This window comes from Pseudomonas sp. UBA2684 (assembly GCA_002354655.1).
Lineage (GTDB): Bacteria > Pseudomonadota > Gammaproteobacteria > Pseudomonadales > Pseudomonadaceae > Aquipseudomonas.
Genome location: DELY01000046.1, coordinates 72,722 through 80,134 on the forward strand (window position 1 = coordinate 72,722; position 7,413 = coordinate 80,134).

A 7,413-nucleotide genomic window follows, 5' to 3' on the forward strand; every position below is an offset into this window, starting at 1 on the left:
CGACCGCAGGTTAGTCGCATTTCTCTCTATGAATAGATCCTTCGCGTTGCTGACCGCCCTCGCTTTTTTAGGCGGCTGCCAGACATTTGCTCCTTCTGCTCCAGACGGTACGCCGCCGGTGGAAGAAGCCTCTCCCGTCGCGCAAGCGCCGAAGCCACAGGTCTATGGCGCATTCAGCCAGGAGACCTTGCTCGCCCTGCTCACCGCCGAACTGGCCGGGCAGCGCAATCGCTTCGACATCGCCCTCGGCAACTACGTGCAACAAGCCAACTCGACCCAGGATGCCGGCGTTGCCGAGCGCGGCTTTCGCATCGCCGAATACCTCGGCGCCGAGCAAGCGGCGCTGGACACCGCGCTGATCTGGGCACAGAACGCACCGGACAGCCTCGACGCCCAGCGCGCTGCGGCAGTGCAGTTGGCACGCGGCGGGCGTTATGACGAAGCCATGGTCTACATGGAGAAAGTCCTGCAACGCCAAGGCGACACGCATTTCGACTTCCTCGCCTTGTCCGCCGCGGAAACCGACCCGGATACCCGCAACGGTTTGCTGCAAAGCTTTGATCGCCTACTGGTGAAATACCCGGACAACGGCCAGCTGCTGTTCGGCAAGGCCTTGCTGCTGCAACAGGACGGCCACCCGGAAGAAGCCCTCGCGCTGCTCGAAGCACAAGCAGCCGACACCGATGAAATCGCCCCACTGCTGCTGCAGGCGCGCTTGCTGCAAAGCCTCAAGCGCGGCGAGGAAGCGCTGCCGCTGCTGGAAACAGGTATCCGTCGGCATCCCGAAGACAAACGCCTGCGCCTGACGTACGCGCGCCTACTCGTCGAGCAGGACCGTCTGGAAGAGGCCAAAGGCGAGTTCGCCTCGCTGGTGCAGCAGTTCCCCGAAGACGACGACCTGCGCTTCTCGCTTGCCTTGGTCTGCCTGGAAGCCGAAGCCTGGCGCGAAGCCATCGTTTACCTGGAAGAACTGGTTGAGCGCGGCAACCATGTCGACGCCGCGCACTACAACCTGGCGCGCGCCTACGAAGCCCTGGACGAGCCGGAAAGCGCCTTGATCGAATACGCCCTGGTCGGCCCCGGCAATGACTTTCTGCCGGCCCAAGCGCGTCAGGCCGAACTGCTGTTCGATAGCCAGCGCAGCGAGGAAGCCTCGGCGCGCCTCGGCAAAGCCCGCGAAATGCAGCCCGACTACGCCATCCAGCTGTACCTGATCGAGTCGGAAGCACTGGCCAAGCAACAACAGCACGAGCGCGCCTGGCTGCTCATTCAACAAGCGTTGGGGCAATTCCCCGACGACCTCAACCTGCTGTATACCCGCGCCATGCTCGCCGAAAAACGCGACGACCTCGGGCAACTGGAGCAGGACCTGCGCTTTATTCTCGAACGCGAGCCGGACAACGCCATGGCGCTCAACGCGCTCGGCTACACCCTGGCCGACCGCACCACGCGCTATGCCGAAGCCAAGACGCTGATCGAGCAAGCCCACCAACTCAACCCTGAAGATCCGGCGATTCTCGACAGCCTCGGCTGGGTCAATTACCGCCTGGGCAACCTGGATGAAGCCGAACGCTTCCTGCGCCAGGCCCTGCAACGCTTCCCCGATCACGAAGTCGCCGCCCACCTCGGCGAAGTACTGTGGGCCCAGGGCAAACAGCGCGAAGCCAGAAAGGTCTGGGCCAGCGCCCTCGAAGAGCAACCCGACAGCGCCATTGTGCGCAGCACCCTGCTGCGCCTGACCGGATCGGAGACGCTTTGATGCTTGTGCGCCACTTACTCGTTTTCAGTTTGATCGCCCTGCTGGCCGGCTGCGCCGGCCTGACCTCCCGCGAGGCGCTGGAGGGCGAAGGCAGCCCCGCCCGCTGGCAAACCCACAAACAGAGCATCGCCACCCTCGATGCCTGGCAGATCAGCGGCAAGGTCGGCATCCGCGCGCCGAAAGACTCCGGCAGCGGCACCCTGTTCTGGCTGCAACGCCAGGACTACTACGACATTCGCCTGTCCGGCCCACTGGGCCGCGGCGCCGCACGCCTGACCGGCCGTCCCGGGGAAATCCTCCTGGAAGTGGCTAATCAAGGCCGCTACCAGGCCGAATCGCCGGAAGAATTACTGCAACAGCAACTGGGCCTGAACCTGCCGGTCTCGCACCTGCTCTGGTGGATTCGCGGCCTGCCCGCCCCCGACAGCAAGAGCCGCCTGATCCTCGACCACGACAGCCGCCTGGCGCAACTGACCCAGGACGGCTGGCACGTCGAGTACCAGCGTTACGCCGAGCAAAACGGCTACTGGCTGCCCGAGCGCCTCAAGCTCAGCGGTCACAACCTGCAAGTGACCCTGGTGATCAAGGACTGGCAACCGCGCCAGCTTGGCCAATGAGCCGCGCGGCAATGCCCGCCGGCGCGCGCCTGAGCTTGCCGGCGCCGGCCAAACTCAACTTGATGCTGCATATCCTCGGCCGCCGCGCCGACGGCTACCACGAGCTGCAAACCCTGTTTCAGTTTCTCGACTACGCCGATGAATTGCATTTCGCCCTGCGTGACGACGGCGAGATTCACCTGCACAGCGACATACCGGGCGTCCCCCACGACAGCAACCTGATCGTGCGCGCCGCTCGTCAGCTGCAACAACAATCGCAGTGCACGCTCGGCGCCGACATCTGGCTGGACAAGCGCTTGCCCATGGGCGGCGGCATCGGTGGCGGCAGCTCGGACGCCGCGACCACCCTGCTCGGCCTCAACCACCTCTGGCAGCTGGCCTGGGACGAAGATCGCCTGGCCGCGCTGGGTCTGAGTCTGGGTGCCGACGTGCCGGTCTTTGTGCGCGGCCGCGCGGCCTTTGCCGAAGGCGTCGGCGAACGACTCACACCGGTCGCGCTGACAGAGCCCTGGTTTCTCGTCGCCATTCCGCAAGTCCTTGTCAGTACAGCGGAAGTTTTCTCCGACCCTGAGTTGACACGGGATACGCCGCCCATTAAAGTTCGCAGCCTTCTTGAGGGGGGTGGTCGTAACGACTGCCAACCGGTCGTTGAGAAGCGTTATCCAGATGTTCGTAACGCTTTGATCTTGTTGAACAAATTTGTTCCAACCAGATTGACCGGCACTGGGGCTTGTGTGTTTGGGAGCTTCCCAAACCAGGACGATGCTGATAAAGTCGCCCGCCAACTTCCAGCCACTCTGCCGAGCTTTGTCGCTCAAGGTCGTAACATCTCGATGTTGCACCGCAAGCTCCAAGCACTGGCAAAGAAGTGAATGCGTAGCATCGGTTACAGGGGCGTCGCCAAGCGGTAAGGCAGCAGGTTTTGATCCTGCCATGCGTTGGTTCGAATCCAGCCGCCCCTGCCATTACTGCCCTCGGGCAGTGGGATAACTGACAAGCAGCATTGGGTTACACACACGATACAGGGGCGTCGCCAAGCGGTAAGGCAGCAGGTTTTGATCCTGCCATGCGTTGGTTCGAATCCAGCCGCCCCTGCCATTTTCTATACTCATCCAGGTATACCCTCAGCCGGCAGGTACTGCGCGTGTCCAAGATGATGGTCTTTACGGGGAACGCTAACCCCGATCTGGCGCGACGTATCGTACGTCAGCTGCACATCCCCCTCGGCGATGCCTCTGTCGGTAAATTTTCCGACGGCGAAATCATGATTGAAATCAACGAAAACGTTCGCGGTAAAGACGTCTTCCTGATTCAGCCGACGTGCGCGCCAACCAACGACAACCTGATGGAACTGGTAGTGATGGCCGACGCCTTCCGCCGCTCCTCAGCCACTCGAATCACCGCTGTCATCCCCTACTTTGGCTATGCCCGCCAGGATCGCCGTCCGCGCTCCGCTCGCGTGGCAATCAGCGCCAAAGTCGTGGCCGACATGCTCACCGTGGTAGGTATCGACCGGGTTCTTACCGTCGACCTGCACGCCGATCAGATTCAGGGCTTCTTCGATATTCCGGTAGATAACATCTACGGCTCCCCCGTATTGGTGGACGATATCGAAGACCAGCGCTTCGACAACATGATGATCGTCTCACCGGATATCGGCGGCGTAGTGCGTGCACGCGCCGTGGCCAAATCCCTGGGTGTTGACCTGGCGATCATCGACAAGCGCCGCGAGAAGGCCAACCAATCCGAAGTGATGCACATCATCGGTGACGTCGAAGGCCGTACCTGCATCCTGGTCGACGACATGGTCGATACCGCCGGCACCCTGTGCCACGCGGCCAAAGCGCTGAAAGAACATGGCGCCGCCAAAGTCTTCGCCTATTGCACCCACCCGGTACTCTCGGGTCGCGCAATCGAAAACATTGAAAATTCCGTACTGGACGAACTGGTGGTGACCAACACCATCCCGCTGTCCGCCGCCGCGCAATCCTGTTCGCGTATTCGCCAACTGGACATCGCCCCGGTAGTCGCTGAAGCGGTGCGCCGCATCAGCAATGAAGAATCGATCAGCGCAATGTTCCGCTAACCCGGGCATTACGCTGAACGCAACGCGCCCTGCTATTTTGAGCAGGGCTTTTTACCGAACCGTCCGGTCGCTGGTCGCAAGCGTGAAGGACGGTTTGGTTATTTTGGAGAAGTGAAATGACTGAATTTGCCCTGAATGCCGAAGCGCGTTCCGACCTGGGGAAAGGTGCGAGCCGCCGCCTGCGTCGTAACGCCAGCCTGGTTCCTGCCGTAATCTACGGCGGCGAGAAAGCCCCGCAATCCATCAGCCTGGTTGCCAAAGATCTGGCCAAGCTGCTGGAAAACGAAGCAGCCTACAGCCACGTGCTGAGCCTGACCGTCGACGGCAAGAAAGAAAACGTTCTGATCAAAGCCCTGCAGCGCCACCCGGCCAAAGGCTTCGTTCTGCATGCTGACTTCCTGCGCGTTATCGCTGGCCAGAAGCTGACCGCACTGGTTCCCCTGCACTTCATCAACCAGGAAACCTCGGTTGGCGTGAAGCAGCAAGGCGGCGAAGTGTCCCACACCCTGTCCGAAGTCGAAGTATCCTGCCTGCCGAAAGACCTGCCGGAATTCATCGAAATCGACATGGCTGCCGTTGAAGTTGGCCAGATCGTTCACCTGGCTGACCTGAAACTGCCGAAAGGCGTTGAGCTGGTTGCACTGGCTCACGGCAACGACCTGGCCGTGGCTAACATCCACGCCTCGCGCGTAGCTAAAGAAGAAGGCGAAGGCGCTGCCGAGTAATACTCGCACCGCCGGAAAACAGCCCGAACGCAGCAGCGCCCGGGCTATTTTCATCAAAGGGCTCCTGTCATGACTGCCGTACAACTGATCGTTGGCCTGGGTAACCCCGGCCCCGAATACGACCAGACCCGGCATAATGCAGGGGCCCTTTTCGTTGAGCGCCTGGCCGACAGCCAGCGCATCAGCCTGAGCGTCGACAAAAAGTATTTTGGCCTGGTGGGCAAATTCAGCCATCAGGGCCGCGATGTTCGTCTATTGATCCCCACCACCTTTATGAATCGCAGCGGCCAGGCCGTAGCGGCACTGGCGAATTTCTTCCGCATCCCCGCGGAAGCCATTCTGGTGGCCCACGACGAACTCGACATGCCCCCCGGCGTCGCCAAACTCAAACAGGGTGGCGGGCACGGCGGGCATAACGGGCTGCGCGACATCATCGCCCAGCTCGGCAATCAGAACAGTTTTTACCGCCTGCGGCTTGGCATCGGCCATCCGGGGCACAGCAGCATGGTCTCCAACTTCGTGCTCGGCCGCGCCCCGCGCAGCGAGCAGGAACTACTCGACACCAGTATCGACTTCGCCCTCGGCGTGCTGCCGGAAATGCTCGCTGGCGACTGGAGCAAAGCGATGCACAAGCTGCACAGCCAGAAAGCCATCTCTTAATTCTTTACCGCCATATCGCGCGAGGGACACACCATGGGATTCAACTGCGGCATCGTCGGCCTACCCAACGTCGGCAAGTCCACCCTGTTCAACGCCCTCACCAAATCCGGTATTGCGGCAGAGAACTTTCCGTTCTGCACCATCGAACCGAACAGCGGCATCGTGCCGATGCCCGACCCGCGCCTCGCGGCGTTGGCCGCCATCGTCAACCCCAAGCGCATCCTGCCAACCACCATGGAGTTCGTCGATATCGCCGGCCTGGTCGCCGGCGCCTCCAAGGGTGAAGGCCTGGGCAACAAGTTCCTCGCCAATATCCGCGAGACCGATGCCATCGCCCACGTGGTGCGCTGCTTCGAAGACGACAACGTGATTCACGTATCCAACAGCGTCGACCCGAAACGCGACATCGAGATCATCGACCTCGAACTGATCTTCGCCGACCTCGACAGCTGCGAGAAACAACTGCAGAAAGTCACCCGCAACGCCAAGGGCGGCGACAAGGATGCAGTCGTACAGAAAGGCCTGCTGGAGCAACTGATCGCTCACTTCAGCGAAGGCAAGCCAGCGCGCAGCCTGATGAAGAACATGAGCAGCGACGAGAAGACGGTTATCCGCGGCTTCCACCTGCTGACCAGCAAGCCGGTGATGTACATCGCCAACGTCGCCGAAGACGGCTTCGACAACAACCCGCTGCTCGACGTCGTGCGCGCCATCGCCGACGAAGAAGGCGCGATCGTGGTGCCGGTGTGCAACAAGATCGAAGCGGAAATCGCCGAACTCGACGACGGCGAAGAGAAAGACATGTTCCTTGAGGCCCTGGGCCTGGAAGAACCCGGCCTCAACCGCGTGATCCGCGCCGGTTACGACATGCTTCACCTGCAGACCTACTTCACCGCAGGCGTCGAAGAAGTCCGCGCCTGGACCGTCCGCGTCGGCGCCACCGCGCCCCAGGCTGCTGGCGTGATCCACACAGATTTCGAAAAAGGCTTTATCCGCGCCGAAGTCATCGCCTACAACGACTTCATCCAATACAAGGGCGAAGCGGGCACCAAAGAAGCCGGCAAATGGCGCCTGGAAGGCAAGGACTACATCGTCAAAGACGGCGACGTCATGCATTTCCGCTTTAACGTGTAAGCGCTTGATCGCGCGCAGAAATTTTCACTCACCAGGGTTGACAGCCAACCCCAAGACGCGAATAATGCGCGCCACTCGGCTACGTAGCTCAGCTGGTTAGAGCATAGCATTCATAATGCTGGGGTCCGGGGTTCAAGTCCCTGCGTAGCCACCAAACACCTGTTTCTACCTGTCTCTGACAGTCTACGAAACAACCCAAGAAGCCCGCCTTGTGCGGGCTTTCTTGTCTCTGGCTGTTTATCCCTGCCTATCCCTACACCTTCCAACCGTGTATGCCCCTGTGTATGCTTCAACAAAAGTTGAACCGAGGGCATACACGAAAATGAAGCGTTCAGAGATCAAACGCCGCCCCCTGGCTGATACCACCCTTGCCGGCCTAGAACCGGAGGCCACGGCCTACCGTGAATTGGACTGCGGATTCCACGCCATTCG

7 protein-coding genes and 3 tRNA genes are annotated in these 7,413 nt (G+C 61.0%); all 10 read left to right on the plus strand.

Annotated elements, in window-relative coordinates; translation table 11 throughout:
- The first annotated feature begins 28 nt into the window (after nt 1-28).
- The 10 genes from B3M58_RS16375 (at nt 29) to B3M58_RS16420 (ending at nt 7,135) form a co-directional block, all read left to right on the plus strand.
- Nucleotides 29-1,759 (plus strand): tetratricopeptide repeat protein, encoded by a 1,731-nt coding sequence (locus B3M58_RS16375; protein ID WP_296220713.1) that lies wholly within the window; start codon nt 29-31, stop codon nt 1,757-1,759.
- Nucleotides 1,759-2,376: a lipoprotein insertase outer membrane protein LolB gene (gene lolB, locus B3M58_RS16380; RefSeq protein ID WP_296220714.1), complete on the plus strand. Its 618-nt coding sequence runs from the start codon at nt 1,759-1,761 to the stop codon at nt 2,374-2,376. The genes B3M58_RS16375 and lolB overlap by 1 nt, the downstream gene beginning before the upstream one ends.
- A gap of 11 nt (nt 2,377-2,387) precedes the next feature.
- Nucleotides 2,388-3,248 (plus strand): 4-(cytidine 5'-diphospho)-2-C-methyl-D-erythritol kinase, encoded by an 861-nt coding sequence (gene ispE, locus B3M58_RS16385; RefSeq protein WP_296220715.1) that lies wholly within the window; start codon nt 2,388-2,390, stop codon nt 3,246-3,248.
- Nucleotides 3,249-3,266: 18 nt separating this feature from the next.
- Nucleotides 3,267-3,341, plus strand: a tRNA-Gln gene (locus B3M58_RS16390).
- A 58-nt stretch (nt 3,342-3,399) separates the two neighbouring features.
- Nucleotides 3,400-3,474 (plus strand) — tRNA-Gln (locus B3M58_RS16395).
- 46 nt (nt 3,475-3,520) lie between these two features.
- The gene (locus tag B3M58_RS16400; protein WP_090505108.1) at nt 3,521-4,462 is read left to right on the plus strand and encodes a ribose-phosphate pyrophosphokinase; all 942 of its coding nucleotides are present in this window, start codon (nt 3,521-3,523) and stop codon (nt 4,460-4,462) included.
- Between the two features lie 116 nt (nt 4,463-4,578).
- Nucleotides 4,579-5,187 carry a 50S ribosomal protein L25/general stress protein Ctc gene (locus B3M58_RS16405; RefSeq protein WP_296220717.1) on the plus strand — a complete coding sequence of 203 codons (609 nt, stop codon included), beginning with the start codon at nt 4,579-4,581 and terminating at the stop codon, nt 5,185-5,187.
- 69 nt (nt 5,188-5,256) lie between these two features.
- A complete protein-coding gene (gene pth, locus B3M58_RS16410; protein ID WP_296220719.1) occupies nt 5,257-5,847 on the plus strand; it encodes an aminoacyl-tRNA hydrolase in 591 nt (196 codons plus the stop codon).
- Between the two features lie 33 nt (nt 5,848-5,880).
- Nucleotides 5,881-6,981 (plus strand): redox-regulated ATPase YchF, encoded by a 1,101-nt coding sequence (gene ychF, locus B3M58_RS16415; RefSeq protein ID WP_296220721.1) that lies wholly within the window; start codon nt 5,881-5,883, stop codon nt 6,979-6,981.
- 77 nt (nt 6,982-7,058) lie between these two features.
- A tRNA-Met gene (locus tag B3M58_RS16420) sits at nt 7,059-7,135 on the plus strand.
- Nucleotides 7,136-7,413: the final 278 nt, after the last annotated feature.